Source organism: Facklamia sp. 7083-14-GEN3, assembly GCF_024742075.1.
Classification (GTDB): domain Bacteria; phylum Bacillota; class Bacilli; order Lactobacillales; family Aerococcaceae; genus Facklamia.
In genome coordinates, this window is the sequence record NZ_JANSGD010000001.1 from 129,896 (window position 1) to 155,992 (window position 26,097).

At 35.0% G+C, this 26,097-nt stretch carries 25 protein-coding genes; 16 read left to right on the forward strand and 9 right to left on the reverse strand.

All coding sequences use genetic code 11. From position 1 onward, the window contains the following. Positions 1 to 19 precede the first annotated feature (19 nt). Positions 20 to 724 carry a hypothetical protein gene (locus tag NW240_RS00570; protein ID WP_258435483.1) on the reverse strand — a complete coding sequence of 235 codons (705 nt, stop codon included), beginning with the start codon at positions 722 to 724 and terminating at the stop codon, positions 20 to 22. A gap of 67 nt (positions 725 to 791) precedes the next feature. Beyond that, the gene (locus tag NW240_RS00575) at positions 792 to 2,594 is read right to left on the reverse strand and encodes an alkaline phosphatase (RefSeq protein ID WP_258435484.1); all 1,803 of its coding nucleotides are present in this window, start codon (positions 2,592 to 2,594) and stop codon (positions 792 to 794) included. Positions 2,595 to 3,002: 408 nt separating this feature from the next. Here NW240_RS00575 and NW240_RS00580 point away from each other — a divergent pair, with 408 nt between their 5' ends. The 3 genes from NW240_RS00580 (at position 3,003) to NW240_RS00590 (ending at position 6,254) form a co-directional block, all read left to right on the forward strand. Next, the gene (locus tag NW240_RS00580) at positions 3,003 to 3,650 is read left to right on the forward strand and encodes an alpha/beta fold hydrolase (RefSeq protein ID WP_258435485.1); all 648 of its coding nucleotides are present in this window, start codon (positions 3,003 to 3,005) and stop codon (positions 3,648 to 3,650) included. A 69-nt stretch (positions 3,651 to 3,719) separates the two neighbouring features. Further along, positions 3,720 to 4,571: a hypothetical protein gene (locus NW240_RS00585; protein ID WP_258435486.1), complete on the forward strand. Its 852-nt coding sequence runs from the start codon at positions 3,720 to 3,722 to the stop codon at positions 4,569 to 4,571. A 339-nt stretch (positions 4,572 to 4,910) separates the two neighbouring features. Then, positions 4,911 to 6,254, forward strand: coding sequence for a C1 family peptidase (locus tag NW240_RS00590; protein ID WP_309302388.1), 1,344 nt, complete (start codon positions 4,911 to 4,913; stop codon positions 6,252 to 6,254). 227 nt (positions 6,255 to 6,481) lie between these two features. Here the strand turns inward: NW240_RS00590 and NW240_RS00595 are convergent, their stop codons facing one another. Beyond that, positions 6,482 to 7,045 (reverse strand): hypothetical protein, encoded by a 564-nt coding sequence (locus tag NW240_RS00595; protein ID WP_258435487.1) that lies wholly within the window; start codon positions 7,043 to 7,045, stop codon positions 6,482 to 6,484. 319 nt (positions 7,046 to 7,364) lie between these two features. Between NW240_RS00595 and NW240_RS00600 the strand changes: the two genes are divergently transcribed. The 7 genes from NW240_RS00600 to NW240_RS00630 all read left to right on the forward strand — a co-directional run bounded on the left by NW240_RS00600 (position 7,365) and on the right by NW240_RS00630 (position 13,236). Beyond that, a complete protein-coding gene (locus NW240_RS00600; protein ID WP_258435488.1) occupies positions 7,365 to 9,020 on the forward strand; it encodes an ABC transporter permease subunit in 1,656 nt (551 codons plus the stop codon). Continuing rightward, on the forward strand, positions 9,013 to 9,765 hold the full coding sequence (locus NW240_RS00605) for an amino acid ABC transporter ATP-binding protein (protein ID WP_258435489.1): 753 nt from the start codon (positions 9,013 to 9,015) through the stop codon (positions 9,763 to 9,765). Before NW240_RS00600 ends, NW240_RS00605 begins: the two co-directional genes overlap by 8 nt. Before the next feature lie 116 nt (positions 9,766 to 9,881). After that, positions 9,882 to 10,622, forward strand: a complete 741-nt coding sequence (locus NW240_RS00610; RefSeq protein ID WP_258435490.1) for a tRNA threonylcarbamoyladenosine dehydratase — start codon at positions 9,882 to 9,884, stop codon at positions 10,620 to 10,622. Between the two features lie 27 nt (positions 10,623 to 10,649). Beyond that, the gene (locus NW240_RS00615) at positions 10,650 to 11,456 is read left to right on the forward strand and encodes a TatD family hydrolase (protein ID WP_258435491.1); all 807 of its coding nucleotides are present in this window, start codon (positions 10,650 to 10,652) and stop codon (positions 11,454 to 11,456) included. A gap of 19 nt (positions 11,457 to 11,475) precedes the next feature. Continuing rightward, a complete protein-coding gene (locus tag NW240_RS00620) occupies positions 11,476 to 12,012 on the forward strand; it encodes a GNAT family N-acetyltransferase (protein ID WP_258435492.1) in 537 nt (178 codons plus the stop codon). Beyond that, entirely contained in the window at positions 12,012 to 12,719 is a 708-nt protein-coding gene (locus NW240_RS00625; RefSeq protein ID WP_258435493.1) for a Type 1 glutamine amidotransferase-like domain-containing protein, read from the forward strand. Before NW240_RS00620 ends, NW240_RS00625 begins: the two co-directional genes overlap by 1 nt. A 136-nt stretch (positions 12,720 to 12,855) precedes the next feature. Then, positions 12,856 to 13,236 carry a hypothetical protein gene (locus NW240_RS00630; protein WP_258435494.1) on the forward strand — a complete coding sequence of 127 codons (381 nt, stop codon included), beginning with the start codon at positions 12,856 to 12,858 and terminating at the stop codon, positions 13,234 to 13,236. Positions 13,237 to 13,287: 51 nt separating this feature from the next. On the opposite strand, the gene NW240_RS00635 is transcribed toward NW240_RS00630, so the two are convergent. Continuing rightward, positions 13,288 to 14,364 carry a YeiH family protein gene (locus NW240_RS00635; RefSeq protein WP_258435495.1) on the reverse strand — a complete coding sequence of 359 codons (1,077 nt, stop codon included), beginning with the start codon at positions 14,362 to 14,364 and terminating at the stop codon, positions 13,288 to 13,290. A gap of 664 nt (positions 14,365 to 15,028) precedes the next feature. Here NW240_RS00635 and NW240_RS00640 point away from each other — a divergent pair. Then, the gene (locus NW240_RS00640) at positions 15,029 to 16,381 is read left to right on the forward strand and encodes an MATE family efflux transporter (RefSeq protein ID WP_258435496.1); all 1,353 of its coding nucleotides are present in this window, start codon (positions 15,029 to 15,031) and stop codon (positions 16,379 to 16,381) included. 33 nt (positions 16,382 to 16,414) lie between these two features. Here NW240_RS00640 and NW240_RS00645 read toward each other — a convergent pair whose 3' ends face one another. The 4 genes from NW240_RS00645 to NW240_RS00660 are packed head-to-tail and all read right to left on the reverse strand — an operon-like array spanning position 16,415 to position 19,511. Then, on the reverse strand, positions 16,415 to 17,014 hold the full coding sequence (locus NW240_RS00645; protein ID WP_258435497.1) for an alpha/beta hydrolase: 600 nt from the start codon (positions 17,012 to 17,014) through the stop codon (positions 16,415 to 16,417). Between the two features lie 9 nt (positions 17,015 to 17,023). Further along, complete coding sequence (locus tag NW240_RS00650) at positions 17,024 to 17,635, reverse strand: flavin reductase family protein (RefSeq protein WP_258435498.1); 612 nt, start codon at positions 17,633 to 17,635, stop codon at positions 17,024 to 17,026. Between the two features lie 13 nt (positions 17,636 to 17,648). Then, complete coding sequence (locus tag NW240_RS00655) at positions 17,649 to 18,548, reverse strand: VOC family protein (RefSeq protein WP_258435499.1); 900 nt, start codon at positions 18,546 to 18,548, stop codon at positions 17,649 to 17,651. 3 nt (positions 18,549 to 18,551) lie between these two features. After that, entirely contained in the window at positions 18,552 to 19,511 is a 960-nt protein-coding gene (locus NW240_RS00660; protein ID WP_258435500.1) for a VOC family protein, read from the reverse strand. Between the two features lie 234 nt (positions 19,512 to 19,745). On the opposite strand from NW240_RS00660, the gene NW240_RS00665 reads away from it, so the two are divergent. The 4 genes from NW240_RS00665 (at position 19,746) to NW240_RS00680 (ending at position 23,619) form a co-directional block, all read left to right on the forward strand. After that, the gene (locus NW240_RS00665) at positions 19,746 to 20,237 is read left to right on the forward strand and encodes a ferrous iron transport protein A (protein ID WP_258435501.1); all 492 of its coding nucleotides are present in this window, start codon (positions 19,746 to 19,748) and stop codon (positions 20,235 to 20,237) included. After that, positions 20,230 to 22,359, forward strand: coding sequence for a ferrous iron transport protein B (gene feoB / locus NW240_RS00670; RefSeq protein WP_258435502.1), 2,130 nt, complete (start codon positions 20,230 to 20,232; stop codon positions 22,357 to 22,359). Before NW240_RS00665 ends, feoB begins: the two co-directional genes overlap by 8 nt. Next, positions 22,359 to 22,616 (forward strand): hypothetical protein, encoded by a 258-nt coding sequence (locus tag NW240_RS00675; protein WP_258435503.1) that lies wholly within the window; start codon positions 22,359 to 22,361, stop codon positions 22,614 to 22,616. The genes feoB and NW240_RS00675 overlap by 1 nt, the downstream gene beginning before the upstream one ends. Positions 22,617 to 22,818: 202 nt before the next feature. Then, on the forward strand, positions 22,819 to 23,619 hold the full coding sequence (locus NW240_RS00680) for a D-alanyl-D-alanine carboxypeptidase family protein (protein ID WP_258435504.1): 801 nt from the start codon (positions 22,819 to 22,821) through the stop codon (positions 23,617 to 23,619). Between the two features lie 121 nt (positions 23,620 to 23,740). Here the strand turns inward: NW240_RS00680 and NW240_RS00685 are convergent, their stop codons facing one another. Continuing rightward, positions 23,741 to 24,916, reverse strand: coding sequence for an iron-containing alcohol dehydrogenase (locus NW240_RS00685; protein ID WP_258435505.1), 1,176 nt, complete (start codon positions 24,914 to 24,916; stop codon positions 23,741 to 23,743). 154 nt (positions 24,917 to 25,070) lie between these two features. Here NW240_RS00685 and NW240_RS00690 point away from each other — a divergent pair, with 154 nt between their 5' ends. After that, positions 25,071 to 26,009, forward strand: coding sequence for a linear amide C-N hydrolase (locus tag NW240_RS00690; RefSeq protein ID WP_258435506.1), 939 nt, complete (start codon positions 25,071 to 25,073; stop codon positions 26,007 to 26,009). The last annotated feature ends 88 nt before the right edge of the window (positions 26,010 to 26,097 follow it).

Here is a 26,097-nt window from a genome sequence, read left to right on the forward strand (position 1 = left end):
AAATCACATCCTATCCTATTTAATTAGGGGTAATTCCATCTACATATTCGTATGTATTTCCATGATTATCTAATAATTTACCCTCATCTTGGGAGAAAATAAAGATTTCTTCACCAAACAATTCGACAATCCATTCTTTATTGTTTTTAGTGACAGTAGGGCAAGAAATAATGAAATAATTATAATTATTTTTGTGTGTATAGAATATATTAGGAATGGTTTGATTGATCAAATCTAGGATATTTCTTTGTGTCATTTCGGGAGTTATTTTTTCTGTGATTGCTAGATATTCCTTTTTTAAATCAGTGGGAAGATTATTCTCTTCTTTATATCTTTCCTGAACAGATGTTGAGTATGCTTGAAGATCCGGGTAGGGAAAAGAGTTGAATTGAAATAACCATTCAATGAATTCCTGGTCTACTGCAAGATCAGAGTGATTTTCATGCGCATGTTCACTTTCAGGATTCACATTGTTTTTTTCTACATTTTCTTGATTATGGTCGTGTTCATGTTCAGAATGAGCGTATCTGGAAACATCTTTTATATAGACAATCAATTGATTGTCTTGAAAAAGTAGGCCTTCAATTCCACTTTCTTCTGGAGCTATATAGTATCCTTTGAAAGGCAAGGAATCCAATGACAAATCATTAGCTTCGATAGTAGGTATATCGACTAACTGGCTAATTATTAAAATAAAAAGTGGTATAACTGTCTTTAGCTTCATATAATTCTCCTTAAATAATAAAAGCACAGCTTTTTAACAGCTGTGCTTTACATGATTTGAATGTAATTTACTCAGCAGAGCTTTCCTCAGTTTCTTCTTCAGAAGCACCTTCAGTTTCAGTGACTTCTTCTTCACTTGTTTCAGCTTCAGCGCTTTCTTTTTCTGTTTCTTCAACCGCAGGTTCCTCTTCCGCTGAACCAGAGAATTTCTTAGTTACTTCTAAAGGGGCCATTTTTGTATCGCCACCTTCATATAATCCCATAGCCGCTAAAATCTTATAAGCAATATCTGTGTTTTCAAAATTACCTTCGAACATAGCCGCACCTGCACCGATTGCAAATACTGGAACTTTTTCAGGAGAGTGGTCAACAGTTGTAAAGGCCAGCCCAGCTTTACGAGCTAATAAACGAGTAGCTGCAATGGATAATGGCTCATAGGCATGGTAACCTTTGATAATATCAGCTTGACCAAGGTTGCGCTCTTCAGCAGGCTTCATTTGCTGTTCGAATGCATAACGCAATTCTTCTAATTCATAAGGAGTTACTAACATTAAGTCCTTAGCTTCTGCTTCACCTTCTTCAGCAGCTTTTTCAACCTCACCGGCTGTCATTACTTCTTCTTCAGCTTCTAAATCAAAGATGAAGCCAAAGTTTTCTTCTAGTAATGGAACAACATCTTCAAAGGTCATTTCAGGATTTTCTTCCTTAGCTTGCGCAAAGATGACATCGAATTGTTCTTGAGAAACCTTTTGATTATCTAATAAGTGGAAGTATGAGTTATAACCTGTTTCAGAGTTACCGATTGTGAATCCACCAGTAGGGTGATCGGCAGTCACTACGATTAGTGTTTCTTCAGGATGCTCGTAGTAAAAGTTGATTGCTTCTTGGATAGAATCCTGGAAATCAATGACTTCTTTGATAGTGGTTGCTGCGTCGTTAGCGTGCTCTGCCCAGTCAATCTTACCAGATTCTGTCATCATGAAGAATCCTTCTTCGTTTGCACTTAAAACATCGATTCCTTTAGCAACCATATCCGCTAACGTAGGTTCGCCTTCTTGACGGTCAATCGCATATTTCATTGAAGAACCATCTAATTCAGAAAGTACAGATGCAGGAGCATAAACTTTTTCAGTTTCTGCAGAAATAGAATCAAATTCTTCTTGGGTATCAGCTACTAAATAGCCTTTTTCTTCCATAACTTCGTATAAGTCTGTTTGATCATCCTCAGCACCTGTACGTTTACCAAGTGAACCACCTGCAAAGTAATCGAAGTTAGAAGCTGCCATTTGTTCACCAATTTCATAGTAGTTTCCACGATGCTCTACATTTGAATAGAAGGCAGCAGGGGTTGCGTGATTTAAAGTAACAGTAGAAAGGATACCAACTGCTTTGCCTTGAGCTTGAGCTTTTTCAGCAATCGACTCAGTTTGCTCAGTGTATCCAGGAGTCAATCCGATTACATTTGAATTAACTTTCACTCCATTACCAAAAGCTGTAGCAGTAGCTGCAGAGTCAGGCACATAGTGATCAGCATCAGTTGGGTTTTGTAAACCAACAACAGGGAATTTAGCGAAGTTTAAAGGTTGAGCTTGAGCTTGACCTTTACCTTCATCACCATTATCTGGTCCTAAGTAATATTCAGCAGCTGAAACTGGAATATTTCCCATTCCATCACCGATGAATAGGAAAACATATTTAGCTTGGCTTTCAGAAATTAATGATAAATCTTCAGTTAACGCACGACCTTCTTCTAAAGTAGCGACAGGAAGTTCAGACCATTGTCCTTCTTCTTGCTTAGCAGAAGCCATAGTCGGAGCACAGACAGACATTAATACAGAAGCACAAAGTGATAAGATTACTGTTTTTTTCATTTGCTCAATCCCTCTTTTAAATTATTGATGATTCCGTCATCTGAATATAAGATAGCAAAGCTTTGTAAATTCTAAGTAAAATTTAAGTAAAAGTAGAGTAAATTTATAAAAAAGGAAAAAGGGATGCATACTAATAGACAAGTAGAGTGTAAGATATAAATTAAATAGTAATTACTACTTATTAAAAACCAACGAATAAGTAACTATTAGTATTTTGAAGTGTAATTATTATTTTTGTTTTTTAGAATTAAAGTATGGCCTTATTTAACTAAATATTTTATGGTTGATTCATTCGAATGTAAGCATAAATTCAAGTATACTTTGAACGTTTTTTTAGTTAGCTATATAATTTATGTATGTATTGATACACCTCAATAATCTATCTTTTGTAAGATAAAGGAGAGTAATATGTTAGAAGAATCTATCTATTTTATTAATGGGTTTGGTGGCAGAAAGGAAGATAGTGAAAATTTTCTGAAATTATTATCTGATAAAGGTTTAAAAGTAAATTATCTCTATTTACCAGGACATGGAGAAGCCTTCAATGACAATGTAGGAAATAAAGAAGATCTGATTAACTTTTATAGGGATACTGTCGGGGAAAAACCGTCTATTGTAATAGGGCATTCAATCGGTGGTGAAATAGCAGCTTTTCTAGCCACTCATTTAAGTAATATTACCAAAGTCGTATTGCTTGATGGAGGGATTTTATCAAGTGAAGATCTTGGCGTATCATTGGAAGATGATCTAATTAAAACAAAGCAGATTTTATCTAGCGGTAATTATAAGTATATGAACGTTGAGAGTAGTTTGAACCTTTTGAGTCTCAATCATTCGATTCAATTAACAATTACTGGTAAAGCATATAAAACCCCTACATTGCTTCTACTTAGTGATTTCAAAGAGGTTTTGCCGGTCAAGCTAAAAAGGTCAAAACGCTTAAATGATAATATTACTATGAAAATTATCGAAAACACGAGTCATTCCATCTATCAAGACCAACCAGAAAAAATAGCTAATGAAATTGCTCGTTGGCTTGAGACTGTTAACCAATAATAGATGAAATGAGTTAGACAGAGATAGAGTTTTAAAGAGTACTTAGATAATCAAAAGAGGTGGTTATGTATGAAAATTATAGATGCAACTAGTGAAATTGACCAGCTCTATATTAATGGAGAGTTTCAAATTGACTTATGGAAGAAATACATTAATGAATGGTTACACAATCGGCAAAAGCTATTTATTGAAGATGTACAATCCATAATAGCCAGTGGTCGCTTTAGTTTTGAAAAAGACTATCTGCCCATTTTAAATTTGGTTTTTTCACAAAGACAAAAGCGATTAGAAGCTATTCATTCTTTTGAAAAACTAACGAGCAATTTAGATAATAAAATTTTTCAAACTTTCGGTAAAAGATTAGATGTCACTATTATGCTTTACTTAGGACTTTGTAATGGGGCTGGCTGGGCCATCGAGCTAGATAATCAATTGTATATTCTTTTGGGGATTGAGAAAATAATTGAGTTGGATTTGACCAGTGAACAATCGATGCATAATTTAATCTATCACGAGTTAGGGCATATTTATCATATGCAACATGGAGCCTTCAATCAAAGTTATCAGGGAGAAGATTATTTTCTTTGGCTACTTTTTACGGAAGGAGTTGCCATGTACTTTGAACAAAAGCTAGTAGGAGATTTCAATTATTTCCATCAAGACGTAAATGGTTGGCTAGAATGGTGTGATCGAAGACTACCAAAGATGAAGCAAGACTTTGACCGAGACCTGGCTGAAATGACAGTTGATAATCAAAATTATTTTGGTGATTGGGTAAATTATCAAGGTAGGTCTGATTGTGGTTATTATTTGGGAGCCCGTTTTGTTCAATATATTTGCTCTAAGGATGATTTTAATCAGGTGATTCACTATGAAATTGATCAAGTGCGGGATTTGTGGCAAGAGTTTCTTAAACTATAAGTATATTCGAATATTGACAATAAATCCGGTTTCGATTATGGCGACACATTCTATTTTTAGGCTAACCTAAAAAAATGTTGAAAGTAAGCTAAAAATAGTATAAAATATTTTTGTGGATGGCTATTGTTCCATATAATGTATTAAGAGATTTAAGCTTTGAAAGCCAGCCTATCTCTTATTATTTAATTAATGTGATTGGTTATTAGAGGGAGTGATGTGAATAATATTTAAGAATTTTAAAGCTAATCTTTAGAAAAATATTTAAAGACTAGCTCAATTAAAAGAGAAAAATCTTAATTAGTAGGATGGACTCTTAAAATATGTTGCAAAAGAAAGGAAATGACTATGACGATCAATCAAGAATTAATTCAATCATTCAAAAATAAATATCAAGCAAACCCTAGTAATCATGCGGTTGAAAATGCAATCGCAAAAGTAGGATTCAATCAGGCTTCCTTCAATAATGAAGTGGTTAAAGCTCACTCCTTTGTGTTCTCAGATGAGACAAAACACGGTAAAATTACCGATCAAAAGAAAAGTGGTCGTTGCTGGATGTTTGCGGCTTTAAATGGCGCCCGTGTGAATGCGATGGAAGAATTGAACCTAGAAAGTTTTGAATTCTCCCAAAATTATACTTTATTTTGGGATAAGCTAGAAAAAGCAAATTTCTTCTTGGATGCAATTATTGAAACAGCAGATGAACCAGTAAATTCTCGAGTTGTTCAACACCTATTGCAGTCTCCAGTTGAAGATGGTGGACAATGGGATATGTTTACTGCCCTATTAAAAAAATACGGTTCTGTACCAAAATCTGTGATGCCAGAAACCTATCATTCTTCAAATACCTATGGCATGGTTTCTTTAATTACAAGACGTTTGAGAGCTTTTGCTAAAGAATTGAGAGCAGCTCACCAGAATAACGCTTCAAATGAAGAACTAACTGCAATGAAAGAAGACATGTTATATGTTATTTACAATATTTTAGTAAAAGCTTTAGGTCAGGTGCCGGAGAAATTCTCTTATAGTTACCGTGATAAAGAAAATAACTATCACCGCATTGAAGATATCACGCCGCAAGAATTCTTCAGTAAATATGTTGGCTGGGATTTAGAAGGTAAGATAAGTGTTATTAATGCACCAACCGAAGATAAACCATTTGGTCGTGCTTTCACTGTGAAATACTTAGCATCTGTAGCTGAAGGGAATCCAATCACTTATATTAATGCACCGATTGAAGTGCTCAAAGAGGCTGCCATTGCTTCTATTAAAGAAGGTCATCCGGTTTGGTTCGGTTGCGATGTTGGTAAAATGAGTGACCGCGAGTCAGGTATTATGGACAAAGACTTATATGATTACGAAGCAATCTTAACTGAAGCTCCACACTTAAATAAGGCTGAACGATTAGATTATGGAGACAGTCTATTAACCCATGCTATGCTTTTAGTAGGAGTAGACTTGGATGCAAATGGAAACCCAGTTAATTGGAAGGTTGAGAACAGTTGGGGTGAAAAATCTGGCGATAAGGGTATCTTCTCAATGAGCGATCAATGGTTTGACGAGTATAACTATCAAGTGACTGTTGATAAGAAGTACCTTGATCAAAAATGGTTAGAGGCTCTTAATCAACCAATCATTGAATTAGAACCGTGGGATCCAATGGGCTCTTTAGCTGAATGGAACTAAAAATATTCAGTTTAAAATAACCCCTAAATTTAACAATTAAATATAAATAAATAACTCCTTTGGTCATTAAAAATCATGATCCAAAGGAGTTTTATAATGCAATTTAATAAGATAATAAATTATCTTTTACTTTGGTTGAATGAGAAAAAATTTAACGAGTTAAATAGAGCAGAATAAAGTTGAAGTTTAAAGTAAGTTTTTTTTGAGAGTGATCCAAATAAAAATTTCTATATTGGATTTTTTTCTAACTTTATTTGTTCAATTAATTTATTTTCAATACTAAGGAAATCAATCAGTACAATATCTTTATTTTGGATTTCGTAGGGCGCATTTTCTGTTAGATTATTGAATGTTGAGGAAGAAAGGGTGAATGATTCGTTTGTGTTTTTAGTGATAGTACCTTGCAGAATAAAATCATTATTTGTTGTTAAAATGGAAACTTGTTTATCAACTAAAGTGGAATCATTAAGAAAATTTTTTCCTTCAAATTGTTCCTTATATACTTTAGTAAGCGAATAAGGATCGTAAAGATTCATTGATTTATTATAATGGATTATTTTTTTGAAATTTGTAAGATAGGAGCTTGAAGATACAATTTTTGATATAAAAGTATTCTTTCTATATTGAAAACTTTCAATCATTCCACATTCATTAATTGAGATTACAGTTGTATAGTTAGGATTAGTGTCAATAAAATATCCAAGTGAAAAATGTTCGCCCTCTTTGTTGATAGCTTCAGTATAAATTTCTATTAATTTATTAGGATTTGGAGAAATATTTTTTGCCTTCATATCAATTAGTCCTTTATTTATTTTTTGAGTTTTTAATGAGAGTTATTCTTATTTTGTATAGTCTTTCTGAGCTCTTATCTAAAAGAGGATTGATTCCCTATATAATAGCATCTTTTGAATAGTCCAACAATTCTTCTTTGGAATTAACTTTAATTTTCTAGCTTTAAATCATAAAAATACTGTCATAATAAATATCTATTATTTAATCGTATAAATTATCAAAAGCGCTCGCTTATAGACTACACTAGGCAAACTTGACCAAATTTACTATAAAAGGTATATTTGGTTTTTATAGTAAAAAATTACGAGGAGGATCAAAATGGAACAGAATCAAGGACTGTTTAAAAAGCTCAGTGTCTTAATCTTAATGTTTATATTGCTATGGCCTGTTAAAACGATTGTAGGTGCTGAAGATAAAAAGCTGCCATCTATTGATATTGAACAGATCCAAGAAGGTTTAGAAGATCCTGGTGTTTTAAAAGTAGGGATGGAAGCAAATTATTCGCCTTTTAACTGGTCACAACCTTCTTTAGTTAATGGAGCGCTTCCTATTTCAAACTCTAAAGGAGAGTTCGCAAATGGCTATGATGTACATATCGCACAAGAGTTAGCGCAACAGTTAGGTTTAGAATTAGAAATCGTAAAATTAGAGTGGGATGGACTACCACCCGCTTTAAATTCTGGTAAGGTAGATGCTATTATTGCTGGCATGTCAGTCACACCAGATCGTAAGAAGGAAATTGACTTTTCTGATAATTATTATGAAAGTCAGATGGTCTTGGTGGTTCGCAAAGATTCTGATTTTGCCAATGCTCAATCTATCGAAGATTTCTCAAACGCTAAAGTAACCGCTCAGCTAAATACCTTCCATTATGGTTTAATTGATCAAATACCTAGTGTCCAGAAAGGGACGGCTTTGGATTCTTTTCCAACCATGATTTCTTCAGTCCTTTCAGGTAAAATCGATGCCTATTTATCCGAGGAACCAGGAGCAATGGCAGCTGTAGCTGCTAACTCCGATTTAACTTATGTAAAATTTGCTAAAGAGAGTGGTTTTGATTTAAGTCAGGTTGATACTGGAATCGCCATTGGTTTACGCAAGGGAAGTCCTTTGGTAGGCCCAATTAATCAAGCTTTAAGTCAGATTAAAGAAGAAGAACGTACAGCATTGATGAAAGAAATGGTTGAACTCAATCAAGGACAAGAAGACCTGAGTTTTTGGCAAGATGTTCAAGCCTTGTGGGCTACTTACGGTAATCAATTTATTCGTGGTGCCTTGAATACACTCTTCATAGCTTTGTTTGCAACGATTGTGGGGTCCGTGATTGGTCTCATAATCGCAGTGATCCGTTCAATGAAAGATTTGTTCCAAAAAGGTCGTCCTTCTTATTACTTGTTTAAAATAGTGGATTTTCTATTAGTTGCCTATATTGAAGTCTTTAGAGGCACACCGATGATGGTTCAAGCTATGTTAATTTTCTATGGACTGAAACTCTTTTTTGACATTGATCTCTCTTCGATGACAGCGGCTTTATTTATTGTTTCGATTAATACGGGGGCCTATCTATCTGAAGTCATGCGTGGCGGTATTCATGGGGTGGATAAGGGACAATATGAAGGGGCAAAAGCAATTGGTATGACCCACGGACAAACCATGCGACATGTGGTATTGCCGCAAGCTGTCTTATCGATTCTACCAACTCTAGGAAATGAGTTTGTAATTAATATCAAAGATACTTCCGTCTTAAATGTTATTGCAGTGACAGAATTGTTCTTTGTTTCTAAGTCTGTCGCAGGATCGACCTATCAAACTTTCCAGACATTCTTAATTACCTCGATGATTTATTTTGTATTAACGTTTACAACCACACGTATTTTAAACTTAATTGAGAAAAAGATGTCAGGTTCTCATTCTTATACAGTTGTTCAGTCTTCATCTACCGAAGCGGTCAAGGGGGTAAAAACACATGACTAATGGAAATAAAATCTTAGAGATTGCTCACTTATCTAAAAAGTTTGGGGATAACTTAGTCTTAAAAGACATTGATTTTAAGGTGGAAAAAGGAGAGGTCATCTCTATTATTGGCTCTTCAGGGTCTGGTAAATCAACCCTTCTAAGATGTCTCAATCTTCTAGAGCAGCCAAGTGGAGGAGATATCCTTTATAAAGGCAAGTCAGTGATGGCTAATCGCTACCCTTTAAATCACTATCGAGCAGAAGTGGGCATGGTGTTCCAACAGTTTAACCTTTTTAATAATATGAATGTTTTAAAGAACTGTACCATTGGACAGGTTAAAATTTTAGGACGGACAAAAGAAGAAGCGGAGCAAATTGCGATGGCTAATTTGACTAAGGTTGGCATGGCTCCTTATGTAAATGCCCGTCCCAAGCAATTGTCAGGTGGACAACAGCAAAGAGTAGCCATTGCTCGGGCTTTATCAATGGATCCGGAATTATTGCTGTTTGATGAGCCAACATCAGCGCTTGACCCGGAAATGGTGGGAGAAGTATTAGACACCATGACTCAATTAGCTAGAGAAGGTCTAACGATGATTGTAGTCACTCATGAAATGGCTTTTGCACGTGATGTCTCTAGTCGTGTTGTCTTTATGGACAAAGGCGTTATTGTAGAAGATGGCTTAGCCCAGCAAGTTATTAATGAGCCGCAACATGAGCGAACTAAATTGTTCTTAAGTCGTTTTCATAAAGAGCAAATGTAAAATTAATAGAGCTAAAAGAGGTGATCTTTATGATCACCTCTTTTAATAACAACTAATTAGAGCGATGATGTTATAATAAAAAAAGATAATAAATTTAAAAGATTAAGGATGATGTTATGGAAGTGACAATACCAGCAAGACTCTCACGGTTAAGCTTACTCTTAAAAGAAGAGGGCTTAAGTCGGTTAGCTCAATCAAGAGTGGTCGTATTGGGTCTAGGTGGAGTAGGCTCTGCTTGTGCTGAAGCACTTGCTCGTGGAGGAGTGGGACATTTAATTATTATTGATGGAGATACCATTGAAGAAAGTAATATAAATCGTCAAGCTCTCGCCTTTTCATCAACGGTGGGTAGGGTCAAAGCGGATGTTATGAAAGCGATGATAGCTGAAATCAATCCGGATTGCCAAGTGGATGCTCGTCAAATATTTTTAACTAAAGATAATATTGAGGAAATTTTAACGGATTTACCAAAAGTGGATTATGTGATTGATTGTATCGATACTATCTCTCAAAAATTAGAAATCGCAGCCTTTTGTCAAAAAGAACAACTGCCCTTACTTTCATCCATGGGTGCAGCGAATAAATTAGATCCAAGCTACTTAAACTTCAGTAAGATTGAAAAGACATCATATTGTCCACTTTCAAAAATTATACGTTTAGAATGCCGTAGAAGAGGCATTAAAAATTTAGAGGTTCTTTATTCTAACGAACAACCTTTTAAAGTTGAAAATCCTACTGGCAATACAAAATCACAAACCTTAGGTTCGATGAGTTATATGCCACCAATTATGGGTATGATGTTAGCAGGAAAGGTGATTCGACGTTTAGCCGGTATGGAAGAGTATAGAATTTGGTAAATTGAAAGAAGAAAGAGAGGTGAGATTATGTATCTAATAGATAGTCACTATCACTTTGATTTTATAATAGATCAACAGGCGCGTCAGTTATTTTTAGAAACAATTGCTAGAGAAAAGCTTAAAATTGTGGCTCAAACTGTCACACCTTCAGGTTTTATTAAATTAAAGGATAACCTCAAAGAAATGAATTTAGATAAAACGCTTATACCTTTTTTATCATTGGGTTTTCATCCTTGGTGGATTGAGTCTAAGGAGCAAGCGGATAGAGAATTAGCTATCTTTCAACAGAATTTAGACCAAAGTTTGTTAATAGGAGAAGTCGGTTTAGATTTTTCTGCTAATGGTTTAGAAAAAGCAGATAAGGATCTACAGATATATGTCTTCTCAAATGTTTTATCGCTAATAGCTGAGCGTATAGATGTACAATATGTTCTATCCATTCATGCGGTGCAATCAGCTTCAAGAGTGTTGGATTTATTAGAAAGTTATTCTGCTAAAAATATCAAAGCAATCTTACATCGCTTCAATGGAACGAGTGACCAATTAACCAGACATCGAGATCGAGGCGGTTATCTCTCGGTTCATCCGACGATGTTAAATTCTAAAAAGGGTCGCGCCTATGTTCAGCAAATAGCAGGAGATCATCTTTTACTAGAGAGTGATTGGCCAGATGAAGAAAAGAATAATTGGGAATTAAATGAAATACAAAAGACGGTACTAGAGTTAAAAAGTTTATTAAATAAAACGGTAGACGATTTATCAGAGATTCGTAATGAAGAAATGAGGTCAATCATCTTCAAGACTCAATCTGAGCTCTATGAAGGAGACCATTAATAGCTCAGGAGGAAAATTTATGAATATCGAATTAGTTAAGTTAAAGAAAGAACACCAGCCCTTATTAATTGAGATGATTGAAGAGTGGAAAGACGATATTGAAAGAAATCAAACAGATGGTTCGCCATCGGCCATCTTTCGTCATGATCCACATGATTTTGAGGGATATCTTAATAGTATAGAAGATAAAGAAGCCGGCCCCTCAGACCGTGTGCCAGATTCGACCTTTTTTTGTCTCGATCGTGACCGGAACATTTTGGTAGGAGCAGTCAATATTCGTCACTATCTCAATGATTTTCTGTTATTAAAAGGTGGTCATATAGGGGATGGGATTCGGCCTAGTGAACGGCGCAAGGGTTATGCCACAGCTATGATTGGTCTTGCTCTGGAAGAATGCAAAAAATTAGGCATTAAAAGAGTGCTTATGGTTTGCAATAAAGATAATATTGGATCCACAAAATCGATTTTAAATAATGGTGGAGTATTAGAAAATGAGGTACTTTACCCAGATGGAACAACTGATCAAAGGTATTGGATAAGATTAGGTGATGAATGATGAAATTTTATTTAACCAGTCATATTATGATAAAGGGGCAAGAAGGCTTAAGTCAGAAAAATGCTTTTCTTGAAAAGTTAAAAGCAGATTTAGGGCATAATCCAATTAGAGCTGTGTTTATTAGTTCAAATCCAGAAGATATAAATGGTAGTGAGAAGTATGCTCGTTTGGATAGAGAAAGATTTGAACATTCAGGATTTACTTTTAGTGAATTTAGAGTAGTTCACAACAATGCATCTCATAAGGACTTGTTGAAAAATATAGATTTGTTATTTTTGGCTGGTGGACATCTTCCAACTCAAAATAAGTTTATACACAAGATTCATTTAAAAGATCAATTAAAAAGTTTTGAAGGAACCATAATAGGTGTCTCTGCCGGTTCAATGAATGCGGCTGATTGTGTGTATTCGATTCCAGTAAAAAAAGGAGAAGCCATAAACATTAATTACCAACGATACTTATCAGGTTTAGGTTTGACTAAAAAACGAATGATCCCTCATTTTAATGAAGGTTTTAAGAATTTGAAGATTGATGGATTGAATAAATTGGAAGATATAGTGATACCTGATAGTTTTAAGAAGGATTTATATTTATTTCCTGATGGCACTTATATTTACTTTAATGGAGTGGAGGAAGAAATATTTGGTGATTACTACTATTTTAAAGACGGTATAATGAAAAGAATGAGTGGGCAAAAAGCTTGCTAAAAGTTCTCTAAATCTGTTAGAGTGTAAGAACTACTATTAAAGACAGAAAGGTGACATGATATTGCGTTCAATCGATTTTCCAACATTTAAAAGTTATGCGTTTTCCACGCATTTGGGTATCATAATGCCCTTTATTATGAATCAAATGCAAGGGAATTTTCAGCTATCCAGTTATTTGTTTCAGTTAATTATTATTCTACCAGCTTCTATTATTTTAGGGTCATTTATTCTGAATATACCTAAAATGGCTCAAAAATTTGTTGACTTTTTAAGAGTAAGTCGACCAAATTGGCTAGTTTTTTTACTGGGACAATTTCCTCCAGCCATCATTTTTTCTTTTATCATGGGTCTTATTGCTATAACAATTCAAGGTAAACTCAACATTCAATCAGTTATTGGAATATTAAAAAGTTTACCTGCAACTGTTCTGATTGCTGTAGTTGTGCAAATATTAGTAACTTTACTGATCGATAAGGTCTATAAAAAATGGTTTTTTTCAGATCAATCAACTAATTAAAATTTTAAAAACAGTCAACTAGATGAATGTACTAGTTGACCGTTTTTTTATTTAAGTAAGATTACTGTAGAAAGTAGCGGTCAAAGCTTGTACAGATAATGATACAAGACTAATAGCTATCCAACATGATAAGCCCAATATGATAGGCTTCTTTCCCTCCTTAATGAGTTCATGTAATTGAGCATTCAAGCCAATAGCTGTCATAGCCATAGTGATAAAAAATTTGGCTAGCAGTTTCATTAGCGGAATAAAGTTTTCACCATAAATAGTCGTAAAAGAATTAGCTGGAAGAAAGTCAATTGTTGAAGTAATGACAGCAGCTAAAATGAAATAGAGGATAAATGTTGGCATTAATTTAAAAATGCTTGTTTTTGAGCTCTTATTTTCTTTACCAGCTTGAATGATAGATAAGCCGATTGTGATGGGAATAATGGCAAGAGTCCGTGTTAATTTAACAGTCACAGCTGCTGAAAGAATGCCTTCAACTTGATAGAAGTTCTCTGCTGTTGCAGCTGCGGCTGTGACAGAAGAGGTATCATTGACTGCTGACCCTGCAAAGATAGCAAAACCTTCACTACCTAAACCCAAATTATAGCCTAAAACGGGAAAGAGCAAAGCGGCTAACACATTAAAAATGAAGATGACTGAAATGGCTTGAGCGACTTGTTTATCATCTGCCTTAATAACAGGAGCAGTAGCAGCAATAGCGGATCCGCCGCAAATAGCCGAACCGACTCCTATTAAGGTGGCTAATTTTGTTTCCATATCAAGCTTTTTATTAAAGAACCAGGCAACCAATAGGGCGATAGAGATTGTCGAAATAATAACAGGTAAACTTTTACCACCGACTTTTATAATCATGGAAAGGTTTAGAGAAAAGCCTAAAAGAATGACTGCCCCTTGTAGTATTTTCTTAGAGGAGAAACTTATCCCCTTATGAAATTTAGAATGGCTAGCAAGTTGAGGTTGGAAAAGACTAATAATCATCCCAATAAAGATGGCGAAAACAGGGGCTCCAATAATCCCTAGTGAGAAATCACCGATAGAAAGTTTAGCTAGAAAACTAGCCAATACTGCTAATAATAGACATAAAAAAAGGCCTGGCATTATATTTTGTTTTGACTTCATCCAAACAATCCCCTTTAAATTCTCATATTACCTATAGCCTACCAAAGTTTACTGATAAGGGGAATAGAAAAATACTTATAAATATCTTATCCTTTTATAAGTCAGGATAGGATATACTTTTTTGTATATGTTTGTTTTAATACACGTTTTGTCTAAGGTTAATTTTGCTGTTTCATTGTATGCAATTTATCACTTTAACTTTAATTGTCTAGTTAAAGTCTTATCCATCGCTAAAATTTGCGAGTAAAAATTTTTTTTACAAAGGTTTAAGTAGCTTTTTTTGAAAAAGAGTCATTTACTTAAAATAACATATTACTTCGGACAATCCGGAATTTGATATGAATTTAGATCGAGATATGATTGAATGTAATCGACTAGCTGATTTAGAAATTCTGACTCGATTATCAAAAAAACTACTTTTACAATAAGATCAAGAGAAGATTAATCAAATTACAACCATTTTTCAAAAGTATGATAAAAGATGGGAGCTTTATCAAAAGGGCCCAAAACAGTGGGATACTAAAATTTCAATCACTAATATACTCAGGGGAGTTAAATAATGATAAAAGACTTAATGGAAGATATTATTTTCCATTAAGTCTTTTTAGTGATTGTATTTAGTGCTCCAACTTGTTACTATTTACTGAGATATGGAGGAGTAGCAATGAGAAATTTAGATTTATTAAACGGTAAGATATTCCAAACAATGTTGAAATTATCGACACCTTTAATGTTAACTGCTTTTATTCAAATGACCTATACTTTAACCGATATTGCCTGGATTGGGAGACTCTCTACTGAGGCAGTGGCGGCAGCTGGACAAGTAGGTTTCGCCTTATGGATTGCTTCAGGGTTGATGTTGATTCCTCGTATTGGAATGAGTGTTTTAACAGCTCAAGCTTATGGTGCAAAGGACGATGAAGCAGCCCGTTCTTATATTAATAATGGTTTCTGGTTGGCCCTTGTTATGGGAATTGCTTTTGGAGGATTATTAATCCTTTTTAAAGACCCCTTTATTAATTTCTTCCAATTAGAAGATGACGTCAATCAACTGACTGAAGAATATTTGCTTGTGATTGCTTCGGGTGTCTTTTTATTTTTTATTAATCCTGTTCTCTCTGGGGCCTACAATAGTCTAGGTAATAGTAAAACACCTTTTGCAGTTAGTACAATTGGACTTATCATTAATATTATTTTAGATCCTATTTTAATTTTTGGGTTAGGCCCTATACCTGTTTTAGGAATTAAAGGGGCCGCAATGGCAACAATTTTTGCTCAGTTTATGGTGTTTGTACTGTATCTTTATACCATTTATCGACAAGGAGATTTAATTTATCGCAGCCGCATTCATTTATGGTCTTTTAATGGTAAGAACTTAGTTCAAATAATTAAAATAGGCCTACCACCCTCTGTTCAGTCGAATGTACATGCGCTGGTCAGTGTATTGCTGAATCGTTATGTTGCTTCATATGGTGCTATGCCATTAGCTGTTACCAGTGTAGGCTCAAATATTGAGTCGATTTCATGGATGACCACTGAAGGTTTTGCAGTGGCGATTACGGCTATGGTAGGCCAAAATTATGGCGCTAAACTCTATGAACGAGTAGAAGGCATTTATCAAACGACCATTCGCTCCTTACTGACAATTGGTTCGTTTGCTACCATAGTTCTTATCGTATTTAGAATGAATTTTTTCAAATTATTCATCCCAGATGATCCACAAGCAATCGCTTTAGGGGCTGTTTATTTGCTTATCTTTGGGTTAAGTCAATTATTTATGAGCTTTGAAATTGGTGGAAGTGGTTTTCTAAACGGTTTAGGAAATACGCAAGCCCCTGCAAGTGTTAATACCGTTTGTAATTTGCTAAGAATTCCTTTCGCCTGGTTGTTTATGCCCAAATACGGTGTAGCCGGAGTTTGGATTGCCATGTCTTTGTCCACTGCATTAAAAGGAATAATTATTTATCTATTAGCGCGAAAAAATTGGAAAAAGCTCTACCAGGCTCATGCCAATTAGACATAAGTAGGTAAAGCTTAAAGAGTAATTATTCTATTTTAAATTCGACACCCAATTTTTGGCATCTTGAACAATTTGAGGTGTAATTTGATGTGTATGAACCCATTCAATAGACAGGTCTGCTTGAACATCCGTTAATTTTTTAATTAACTCATTGTTCGCTTGCATACTACAGATCGGATCCGCCTCACCCATGGATAAGAATAGCTGATGATTTGATAAATCTTTATTCTGATCAATTGCCATAGGGTAGAGTGGGGCAAATAAAATTCCTTTGTTAAAAATATCTGAGTAGTGAATTAAGACATTTAAAGCAATATTGGATCCATTTGAGAAGCCGATAAAAATTACTTTACTTAAGTCAAATCCTTTTTCGCTACTCATCTTTTTGATGAATTCAACAAGTTCATCGCTTCTTTCCGCTAGATCTTCTAAGTCATAGAGTCCCTCGGCCTTCCGTTTAAAATAGCGGAGGGCTCCATTTTCATTTACAGTTCCTCTTATCGAGAGGATATTAGCTGAGGATGAAATTTCTTTAGCTAAAGGAATGAGATTAGTTTCATCTCCTCCTGTTCCATGTAAAAGGACAAAAGTATAATCAGCGTTATCAGCTGCGTGATAGATATATTCCATAATTACCTCCTATTTTGGTCTTTCAAGTTGAATGGTTTGGCCTAAAGTTGCATAATCATTACCTGCTAAACGACTAATTGGTTTTAGCTGATCAGCAAGCACATAAGAATCCTGATAAACTTCCTCAGAAAGGTGAAAATGTATCACCCTCATCAAAAATAAATCAGCTGAAACCCCTTTACCATTTGATGATGGAATCTCGATGTGTTGGTGTAGAACTGTTTCATAACGTACTTTCATCTCAGCAATACCAGGCGTTTGAATCGAATGACTGCTAGCAAGAGTGAATTGGGTCAATTCCAATTCACTCTTGTTTTTAGGTAAATTACTAGCTGTCAGATTAACCTCTTTCAAATTTTCTTGGTCAACGATGTGAAAAACGGCTTCCTTATTAGCTAGGATATTACGAGCGGTATCCTTCATTCTTCCTTTTCTTTGAACGGAAACCATTAAGGTGGGTGGGTTGTAAGCTACCATATTAAAGTAGGAAAAAGGTGCTAGATTTAAGCTCTGATCGTCGTTTAGTGTGGCTATCATTGTAACAGGTCTAGGGATGACCGAACCAATTAAAACTTTGTATTGATCTTTAGGTGATAAGTCTGTAACTTTATAAGATAACATAGTATCTACTCGCCTAATCTACTTTAAAATCAGGTAAAGAAGATTCAATTTCTGCGCGCTTAGATTCAAATTGTTCAGGTAATTTCAATTGACTACCTAACTGATCAAAATCTTCGTCCACTTGGAAGCCAGGTTCTTTGGTAGCAAATTCAAAAATAATGCCACCTTTTTCTCTTAAATAAATAGATTTGAAGTATTTACGATCTTTGACAGGTGTCAGATGGTAATTAGCATCTTTTAAATAGTCACGCCAAGCTTGAAGATCAGTTAATTGATCAACAGACCAAGCTACATGGTGAACAGTACTAATACCAAATCGACCTAAAGGTAGTGCCTTCTTGAAAAGTAGTACACGGTGTTTTTCTGGACCAGTTAATTCAATATGTAAGTATTCGTCAGCTTCTTCTACAAGTTTGGCACCCATTTCACGTGTTAACAAATCAAGAGTACCTTGAGGGTTAGTAGATAATAGCACCAAGCCATAGAAACCAAGAATTTCATTGTTTTCAGAATTTACTTCTGATTCGACTAAAGCTATATCCAAATCGTGAGGATCTGAAAATTCTAAAGTAGTGGCAGCAAACATTTCACTCTTTTGATAAGAAATATTATGTTTTTCTAATTGAGCTTCCCACTGTGCAACGCTTCCTTTAGGTATTGAAAAAGCAATCCTTCCGACTTGGCCGCCACCTTTTGTTCCTTTATGTTCATTTTCCCAAGGGAAGAATGTCATAATAGTTCCATTGTCTACATTTGAATTAGCAAAGTAAGTGTGATAGACGGAAGGATCATCAAAATTGACTGTCTGTTTAACAAGTTTTAAACCAAGAATGTTAGTGTAAAAATCGTAGTTTTCTTGCACATTGCCAACTATGGCACTTATATGGTGAATACTTTGGATTTTTTCAACCATGGTTTATTCTCCTTTCCAAACAGTATCGAATGGACGAACTTGACTTTCAATTGATTCTCTTTGACCTTCTAAGAATGGTGGTAATGATAAAATTTCACCAAGGCTCTCATAAGGTTCGTCACCCATAAAACCAGGTCCATCTGTAGAGATTTCAATTAGAATATGGCCAATACGAGCATATAATGCTTTAAAGTAATAACGATCGACTATTCCAGAGTTTCCAATTTCTAATTTTTGGTAACGTTCTACCCAAGATTGAATCGCTTCGTCATCTGCTACTCGGAAAGAAACGTGATGAACGAGTCCATATCCTTGTTGCGCTTGTGGAGTTTCAACGTCTTTGCGTAGAATCACTTGACCACCATGTCCGCCTTCACCAACTTCTAAGAGGGCAACATCATCATGCTCTTCAACAATACGCATTTCATAGATAGTTGTTAATGCAGCTTTAAATTCATCAAAATAACCAACAGTGATTTCAATCGGTCCAAGAGCATAAATAGCGAATTCTTCAGGAACAGGTCCATTTTTCCAAGGGATTCCTCCAGGGATACCTTCATTATGCTCATCTGAGAAGATTTGATAAGCTTGACCATCTTCTTCTTCAAAAGCTAATACTTTGCTACCAAACAATTCTTTAATACCTTCATGTTTAACATTTTTCTCTTCAAAACGTTTTAAGTAATATTCCAATGCCTCATCTGATTTTACACGTAAGCCAATACGCGAAATAGAGTTTGTTCCTTTAACTCCTTCTGGAAGGTTAGGGAAATCAAAGAAAGTAACATCAGTACCAGCATTTCCACGGTCATCCGCAAAATATGTGTGATATGTATGAATATCATCTTGATTGACGGTTTTTTTAACCAATCGTAAGCCTAAAGTTTTTGTCATAAAGTCGTAGTTTCTTTCAGCGCTATTTGTCATAGCTGTCACGTGATGGATACCTAATAATTTTTTCATAAAATTTCCTCCTTTAAATTTAGAGAGTCAAAGCATTTAATAGGATTCGATTTACTTATCTCGAATTCGAATTAAATTTACCACGAATCGAAAAAAATTGCAAGCTTTTTGTCTCGAATTTTACATTTAAAATTATTTTATAAATTTTTTAATGGTTTTCGGCATAAGTTCATATTGTGAAGCTTATAACTTTAGTATAGTATAGATTTATCTCATCTTAAAAGGAGTGCTCAAATGGACACTTTAACTTTAAATTATTTACGCAAGGGTGAAAGTGCCAAGATTTTGCATGTTTATGCTGAAGCGGATCAGAAAAAGCATTTGACTAATTTAGGGTTTGTTGCAGGAGCCTCAATAACCATTCTATCCACTCAAGAAGATGAAATGATTATTAACTTAAAGGGAACGCGTCTTGGTGTGAGTAAAGAATTCACTAAAAGAGTAACCATTGAAAGAATTTCTTACGATAAAAAAGATTTAGTAGCCCTTAGTCAGTTGAAAGTAGGATCGAAAGCGAAGGTCATAAAAGTTGAAGGTCAAGCTCAATTTAGGAAACGAATTATGGATATGGGTATTACAAAGAACGCAGTCATTGAATTAGTTAAATTAGCTCCTTTAGGTGATCCACTTGAAATTCGGGTGAGAGGGTATCAACTCTCTATTCGAAAGAGTGAGGCTGAATTAATTCAAACACTTGTTTTATCAGGAGGGGAGAAAAATGCGTAGAATTGCCTTGTTAGGTAATCCCAACTGTGGAAAGACCACACTTTTTAATTTGCTTACTGGATCTAATCAAAAGGTAGGAAATTGGCCGGGAGTGACTATTTCTAAAAAAGAGGGCCAACTAATAAATGATCCCTCCACAGTTATTGTTGACTTGCCCGGAATTTATTCTTTATCTCCTTATACGATGGAAGAAATTGTATCAAGAGATTATCTATTAGATGAACAACCCGATTTAATTTTAAATGTGGTAGATGGCACTAATCTTGAAAGAAGTCTTTATTTGACCACTCAATTATTAGAGTTAGAAATCCCAATGGTTATTGCAGTGAATATGGCAGATTTGGTTAAGAAAGCGGGTATTCAATTAGATTTAACTGTTTTGTCAGACATATTCCATTTACCTGTCTTGTCAATTTCTGCTTATCGCCGTAAAGGAATTCAAGAATTAATACAGGCAATCCAAAGCAGTGAAAAAATAGGGGATGTCATCAAATTTTCCCCAATTGTTGAGGAACAATTAGCGCTGATAGAAAAAGAATTGAATCATGAGCGCTTAAATAAGTTTTGGGCCATTAAGTACTTCGAACGTGATCAAAAGATGATTAAAAAAGACTGTGCTCAGGCAAATTGTTCACTAATTGATTTGATGGTCACTAAGTCTGAACAGTGGTTAGATAGTGATAGTGAGTCAATTATAACCAGCGAACGTTATGATTGGATTGAAACAGCAATGGCCTCGATTAAGAAAGAGACTAGTCATTCCTTAAGCTTAACTGACAGGATTGATCAAATCGTCACCCATCGCTTGTGGGGAATTCCTATTTTTTTATTGGTTATGTACGGTGTTTATTATCTTTCCATTTCCACCATTGGGTCTATGGGTACCGATTGGATCAACGATGAACTTTTTGGACGAATTGTTCCTGACGCAGTGACAAGTTTTCTAAAAACAATTGAGATTCATCCCTTAATTATTTCATTAATAGTCGATGGAATCATTGCGGGAGTAGGGGCTATCTTAGGATTTATTCCGCAAATGGCGATGCTATTCTTTTGTTTAGCTATCTTAGAAGATTGTGGGTATATGTCTAGAATTGCTTTTGTTATGGACCGTGTTTTTAAAAAGTTTGGCTTATCGGGTAAAAGCTTTATACCTCTATTAGTAGGATCCGGGTGCTCGGTACCAGGTATTCAAGCGTCTAGAACCATTGAGAATGAACAAAATCGCAAACTAACAATTTTAACGACTTCTTTTATTCCGTGTTCGGCTAAATTGCCGGTAATTGCTTTAATCGCCAATGCTATTTTTGGAGGCAGTCAATGGGTAGCATTTACCATGTATGTCTTAGGAATAGCCTCTGTCTTAATATCTAGTATTTTGCTTAAAAAGGCCCTTTATGGTCATTCCAAGCCAATTCCGTTTATTATGGAGTTACCTGCCTATCATATGCCAGATTGGCCATCGACTTTACGAGTTGTTTGGCATAAAATTCAAGCCTTTATTAAACGTGCTGGAACAGTTATTTTTATTTCTTCATGTTTAGTTTGGTTTTTATCTTCTTTTTCATGGACTTTACAAGTAGTGGATAATCCGAGTGATTCCTTACTAGCTAGCCTAGGTAATTTGTTAGCCTTTGTCTTTTTGCCCTTAGGATTTGGTAATTGGGAATCGGTGGCAGCTACGATTCAAGGTTTTATAGCAAAAGAGAATATTGTTTCGACTTTAGGGGTCATCCAAGGCTTATCAGCGGATACTACAGAACACTCAGGAGCCCTCTTAAGTCAAATGAGCACCTATTTTTCATCAGCATCTGCCCTTTCGTTTTTAGTTTTTAACATGCTATGTATGCCTTGTTTTGCTGCAGTAGGAGCTATGCGAACAGAGTTTAACGATGATAAAATGGCTGTTAAAGCCGTTATGTATCAAATGCTATATGCTTACTTTATCTCTTTTATTGTCTATCAATTGGCTTTAATATTAGCAGAAGGCAATCATTTAACTTACTTAACCCTCTTAGCCATTGGTATGCTGGTTTTATTTATTGGAATTCTTTTAATGCCAGCAAAAAGGGTCTACCAACTTTCTCATCCTTTTAAACGCCTAAGAAAGGGAGTCATTTAATGAATATTCAAACATTTTTAATTCTTTTCTTAATTGTAGGGGGATTAATTTTTCTTCTTAAAAAAGAATGGCAATCTTTGAAAGCTGGAAAGAGCAAGTGCACATCTTGCACCGTAAAGGATTGTCCTTTGGCGGGATTGAATGTTAAGCCCCCTACAAACATAACAGGCTGTTCTTGTGAACAAATTTCTGATCAAGAGCGACAAGCTATTCAAAAAGAACTTGCTCAGAATAAAATTAAACTTCAAAATAATTAATAATTAACAGCTTAAGTCCTAATGTTGGGTTAGGCTGTTTTTTGAATTAAAATAGAAATTTCAATGCATCACTTGACCGACTTTAAAAAATATGAGAATCTAAAAAAGAAATTATTAAATAGAGAGGGCGTTTTGGATGCAGAGTTTATCTTTTTTTAAAAAATCGATGATAATACTTACACTCATTAGTTTTGTAAATCTATTGTATCCATATCAAGTCCTAGCTTTAGAGGATTATTATTCTAAGAGTATTTATGTCTATAATTTAACAGAGGATAAAACAGAATTGTCTTTAAAAGCCAATGTCCCTCGCAAACCTGCTTCCTTAGTTAAAATTATGACAACACTTGTTGCACTTGAGCATATTGAGAATCTATCAGCTTATGCACCGGTGGATGAAGCGAGTTACTATCAAGCAATTGAAGAAGGAGCAGCAATGGCAGGATACTATCCATATGAGCCAACCAGTTTTCGCGATCTGCTTTATGGCACCATGCTTCCATCAGGAGCTGAAAGTGCAAATTCATTAGCAATTAATGTAGCTGGATCCAAAAAGACTTTTATCAAATGGATGAATGAAAAAGCCGAAGATCTGGAATTGAAAAAAACTAAATTTAAAAGCGTGGATGGTATGGATCAAACGGGTCAAGTAACAACAGCTAAGGAAATAGCCATGCTGTTGAAAGAGGCTTTAAAAAATGGTCATTTTGAAGCAATCTTTAAACGTAAGGACTATTTATCGACTGCAACCAATGCACACCCCTCAGGTGTTTATATGGAAAGTACCGTGTTTAAAAAATTACGAGAATTTTATCAAGACGGTTTTGAGATATTAGGAGGTAAATCTGGCACTACCTTTGAAGCAGGTTTGTGTTGGGCCACTTTAGCTGAGAAAGATGGTAAAGAATATATAGTGGTTGTCTTGGGTTCTGAATTAAATGATTTTAATAACCGAGTCGAAGGACAAGTGCTTGATACACTTAAAATTCTTTCAGAACTATAATAAATCTTATAAAAATATTAAAAAGGACGCTTAGAAATAATGTGCCCCCCAAAAGTTAGTTTTTAACTCTAACTTTTGGGGGGCACATTATTTAAATCATTTGAAGTGGTTGCTTTTTTATCTAGTTTAAGGCTTTTTCATAAATTGCTCTAGATACTTCTAGCGTTTGTGTTCTATGTTCACCAATTTCAGTAAATTTGTGGGCCTCCAGTTGGTCGACAAGATAATCGATGTCTTTTGCTTCAACATCAATTTCTTTAAGGGTAACAGGCATTCCAATAGACTGGAAGAATTTGCGTGTGGCTTCAATAGCTGCTTTTGCTTTTTCCTCGTCAGATCCTTTTCTAATACCCCATACATTTTCTGCGTATTGAACAAGTTTAGCAAATTTTTCTTCCCAACGAACTTGCATAGTGGCTAAAATAACAGGGGTTAGTGTTCTAGCGTGGTCGGTATGGTTAAAGGCGGTGATTTCATGGCCTAGTTTATGTGTTGACCAATCAGTAGGAACGCCAGGACTCATAAAACCGTTTAAGCCGTTTGAACAAATCCACATGAAGTTGCTTCGTACATCATAATCATGATTATCTTCTTTTAATTGAGGGGCTAGTTGAATGAGGCCTTTCAAGGCTGTTTCAGACCACCCATCTTGTAAAATAGCACCAACAGGTTGATTGAGATAATTTTCTAAAATATGCACAAATGTATCACTAATTCCGTTAGCTAATTGACGTTGAGGTAGAGAATAGGTTAATTCAGGGTCAAGTACAGAAAATTGTGGGTAGGTGTGAACCGATCCAAAACTTACCTTGGCATTTTTTTCTTTAATTGTTACTACAGCTCCGGCATTCATTTCGGAAGAAGTTGCAGGAAGTGTTAAAACTGTACCAAAAGGCAGTGCTTTTTTAATTGTTAAGCCTTTACCGATACCAGCTGAGAAGATATCGATAGGATCCCCCTCAAAAGCGGAAGCAGCTGCAATAAATTTGGTTCCATCAATGACTGATCCACCACCAGCGGCTAAAATAAAGTCAAATCCTTCTGATTTAATCTTATCTACTGCCTTCATTAGTGTTTCGTAATAGGGGTTGGGTTCAATACCTCCGAATTCATCCCATTTTCTGTCTCCCAATGCGGCGACTATTTTGTCAAAGGTGCCAAATTTTTTGATAGATCCACCGCCATATGTAATTAAAACTTTGGCATCTTTAGGAATGGCTTGATCAATTGCTTGAATCTGCCCCTTACCAAATAGAATACGAGTTGGGTTGTAAAAGGTAAAATTATTAATGGTCATTTCTATTCCTCCAATTTATTTATATTTTAAAGTATTTGCTGGGTAAAAGCACATTTAACGCTTAAAGAAATAATTAATGATACACTAGAAAGTGTAGAAAATTAATTGTTGAGAGTCATGGACTTTTAAATTGTTATTAAGAAAGGATTTATTTATGTGTACAGGAGTTAAGATTAATTACCCCGGCGGTCATGTTGTCGGACGAACAATGGATTTGGAAGCGCCAGTTGACTACAATATTCTCTATCTTCCAAAAGGATATCCCGTCGCTGAAAATTTACTGGGTGGCTACCATCATTCCCAATATAAAATGTTGGGAGTGGGATTTAGAAATATGGACCCCTTGAAAGATGGAGTCAATGAACACGGTTTAATAGGAATTACCAATGACTTTGGTGGTTTTGGCTTGTATGATAACAAAGTAGATGAAAGCAAAACTAATGTTTCTGCTTTTTATTTTATGAATTATATTTTGGGTAATTGTCAAAATATTGATGAAGTTTTAGAAGTTATACCAAGCATTCACCTATCAAGTCATGATATTAATGGCACAAAAGTCATTACTCCTATTTTCCATTTTATGTTTACTGATGCAGAAGGGAAATGCATTGTAATTGAGCCCTTTAAAAAATCTTTAAAAGTTTATGAAAATCCTTACGGCATCATGACTAATGCTCCAAAATTTTCTTCTCATGCAAGATTATTGGAAACCACTTTTGATAGAAAAAATTTAGACAAATTTAATGGAGCTAAGGATCTACCAGGCGGTTATGATCCAAAGTCACGATTCTTGAAAGCTTATTATTTAGCCCAACAGACACTTGATAATAGGAATAGTAAAAATGCATTTGGTAATTTATACCGTGTATTATCAGCAGTTGCTTTACCTAAAGGATTTATCCCTAACCAGAAATATCACTCTTATACCTATACGGTTTATCTATCTGCTTATGATAGTCAATCTAAAAGGTTAACTATACAAGTAGCTGAAAGTCAAACGGTCTTTTCTTTTACTTTTGATAACATAAAAGATTTAAATGAGAGGCAAGTTATATATATTCCGCAAACCTTTACTTTTCAAAAAATAGAATAATAAAATAGAGCTCACCGATTGAACCAATCGGTGATCTTTATATAAAAGGATTATTTAATTTAATTAAATGTTTAAAGAGATAGAGGTA

What these genes read in the sequence shown, in the direction of transcription:
- NW240_RS00635 (WP_258435495.1), bottom strand. Translation starts at nt 14,364, where the DNA reads ATGAAGTCAAAACAAAATATAATGCCAGGCCTTTTTTTATGTCTATTA.
- NW240_RS00685 (WP_258435505.1), bottom strand. Translation starts at nt 24,916, where the DNA reads ATGACCATTAATAATTTTACCTTTTACAACCCAACTCGTATTCTATTT.
- NW240_RS00675 (WP_258435503.1), top strand. Translation starts at nt 22,359, where the DNA reads ATGAATATTCAAACATTTTTAATTCTTTTCTTAATTGTAGGGGGATTA.
- feoB (WP_258435502.1), top strand. Translation starts at nt 20,230, where the DNA reads ATGCGTAGAATTGCCTTGTTAGGTAATCCCAACTGTGGAAAGACCACA.
- NW240_RS00570 (WP_258435483.1), bottom strand. Translation starts at nt 724, where the DNA reads ATGAAGCTAAAGACAGTTATACCACTTTTTATTTTAATAATTAGCCAG.
- NW240_RS00585 (WP_258435486.1), top strand. Translation starts at nt 3,720, where the DNA reads ATGAAAATTATAGATGCAACTAGTGAAATTGACCAGCTCTATATTAAT.
- NW240_RS00655 (WP_258435499.1), bottom strand. Translation starts at nt 18,548, where the DNA reads ATGGTTGAAAAAATCCAAAGTATTCACCATATAAGTGCCATAGTTGGC.
- NW240_RS00575 (WP_258435484.1), bottom strand. Translation starts at nt 2,594, where the DNA reads ATGAAAAAAACAGTAATCTTATCACTTTGTGCTTCTGTATTAATGTCT.
- NW240_RS00580 (WP_258435485.1), top strand. Translation starts at nt 3,003, where the DNA reads ATGTTAGAAGAATCTATCTATTTTATTAATGGGTTTGGTGGCAGAAAG.
- NW240_RS00660 (WP_258435500.1), bottom strand. Translation starts at nt 19,511, where the DNA reads ATGAAAAAATTATTAGGTATCCATCACGTGACAGCTATGACAAATAGC.
- NW240_RS00630 (WP_258435494.1), top strand. Translation starts at nt 12,856, where the DNA reads ATGAATCAAATGCAAGGGAATTTTCAGCTATCCAGTTATTTGTTTCAG.
- NW240_RS00615 (WP_258435491.1), top strand. Translation starts at nt 10,650, where the DNA reads ATGTATCTAATAGATAGTCACTATCACTTTGATTTTATAATAGATCAA.
- NW240_RS00640 (WP_258435496.1), top strand. Translation starts at nt 15,029, where the DNA reads ATGAGAAATTTAGATTTATTAAACGGTAAGATATTCCAAACAATGTTG.
- NW240_RS00610 (WP_258435490.1), top strand. Translation starts at nt 9,882, where the DNA reads ATGGAAGTGACAATACCAGCAAGACTCTCACGGTTAAGCTTACTCTTA.
- NW240_RS00645 (WP_258435497.1), bottom strand. Translation starts at nt 17,014, where the DNA reads ATGGAATATATCTATCACGCAGCTGATAACGCTGATTATACTTTTGTC.
- NW240_RS00665 (WP_258435501.1), top strand. Translation starts at nt 19,746, where the DNA reads ATGGACACTTTAACTTTAAATTATTTACGCAAGGGTGAAAGTGCCAAG.
- NW240_RS00590 (WP_309302388.1), top strand. Translation starts at nt 4,911, where the DNA reads ATGACTATGACGATCAATCAAGAATTAATTCAATCATTCAAAAATAAA.
- NW240_RS00625 (WP_258435493.1), top strand. Translation starts at nt 12,012, where the DNA reads ATGAAATTTTATTTAACCAGTCATATTATGATAAAGGGGCAAGAAGGC.
- NW240_RS00595 (WP_258435487.1), bottom strand. Translation starts at nt 7,045, where the DNA reads ATGAAGGCAAAAAATATTTCTCCAAATCCTAATAAATTAATAGAAATT.
- NW240_RS00620 (WP_258435492.1), top strand. Translation starts at nt 11,476, where the DNA reads ATGAATATCGAATTAGTTAAGTTAAAGAAAGAACACCAGCCCTTATTA.
- NW240_RS00650 (WP_258435498.1), bottom strand. Translation starts at nt 17,635, where the DNA reads ATGTTATCTTATAAAGTTACAGACTTATCACCTAAAGATCAATACAAA.
- NW240_RS00605 (WP_258435489.1), top strand. Translation starts at nt 9,013, where the DNA reads ATGACTAATGGAAATAAAATCTTAGAGATTGCTCACTTATCTAAAAAG.
- NW240_RS00690 (WP_258435506.1), top strand. Translation starts at nt 25,071, where the DNA reads ATGTGTACAGGAGTTAAGATTAATTACCCCGGCGGTCATGTTGTCGGA.
- NW240_RS00600 (WP_258435488.1), top strand. Translation starts at nt 7,365, where the DNA reads ATGGAACAGAATCAAGGACTGTTTAAAAAGCTCAGTGTCTTAATCTTA.